Annotated in this window: 1 protein-coding gene; it reads left to right on the plus strand. The window is 44.8% G+C overall.

Annotated elements, in window-relative coordinates; all coding sequences use genetic code 11:
* Positions 1–146 precede the first annotated feature (146 nt).
* The coding region (gene mgtE / locus A3756_RS01115; protein WP_068552696.1) for a magnesium transporter at positions 147–1,242 on the plus strand (1,096 nt) is incomplete at its 3' end.

Raw genomic sequence — 1,242 nt, forward strand, 5'->3', positions numbered from 1 at the left:
TGGATTATTCTGACTGTCGAAGTGTCAATTCATGCGCTATACTTAAGCAAACGTTTAAGCTATCTATATAGGTCTAATTGTAATCATCACTTCACCAGGCTTATCTGTTTTATCACTTAGCAGTTAACTAGAGATCAACGTGTTCCATGCCTAGCCAATTTTCAAACAAAAGCGCTAAAGAGAAACTTCATAGTGTAAATGAAGTAATCGAAAGCGGCTCTATCCGGCAAATTGAAAGGGTTGTGAACAAGGGGCTAAACGCAAGTGATATTGCACACCTAATTGAATCCTCTCCACCGCGAGAGCGAGCACTAATATGGCGCTTGCTGAATGACGATTTAAAAGGTGAAGTCCTACAAGATCTCTCTGAAGACATACAGGCGCACTTCCTCAGCAAGTTAAATGCTCAGGAAGTCGTAAACTTCACAGAAGACCTCGATACAGATGATCTCGCCGACATACTTCAGCAGCTACCTGACAATGTATCAGCTGAAGTCCTTGAGTCAATGGACACGCAAGACCGTGCCCGTGTCGAGGAAGTCCTCTCATATCACGAGGACACTGCCGGCGGCTTAATGAATACAGATACCGTCACCATCCGCCCCGGTATCACTATTGACGTTGTGTTGCGTTACTTAAGAAGACACCGTTCCTTACCAGAAATGACTGACAAATTGTTGGTTGTTAGTCGTAAAGACGAGCTAGTCGGAACTCTGCCACTTAATAAATTACTTGTCTCTAATCCCACTGCCACGGTTCGGGAAGTAATGGAAACTGACACCATTACCATAGATGTCAATCTGACCGATAGCGAAGTAGCTAATCTATTTGAAAGAAGAGATCTCGTCTCTGCGCCGGTTATTAACAAGGAAGGCATCCTTCTGGGCAGAATTACAATCGATGACGTGGTTGATGTCATCAGAGAAGATGCTGACCATTCGCTAATGAGCATGGCAGGTCTTGATGAAGAAGAAGATACATTCGCCCCCGTTAAGCAAACAAGCAAGCGCAGAGCTATATGGCTTGGCATCAACTTGATTACTGCCTTCATCGCATCAACAGTGATTGGCGTATTCAAAGAAACCATCGAGCAAGTCGTAGCGCTCGCCGTATTGATGCCTATCGTCGCCAGCATGGGGGGCGTCGCAGGTAGCCAAACATTAACACTGGTTATTAGAGCTATTGCTGTTGGCCAAATCAGCCATTCAAATCTGTCATGGCTGTTAAACAGAGAGTTTCTAG

Source organism: Oleiphilus sp. HI0086 (assembly GCF_001635225.1).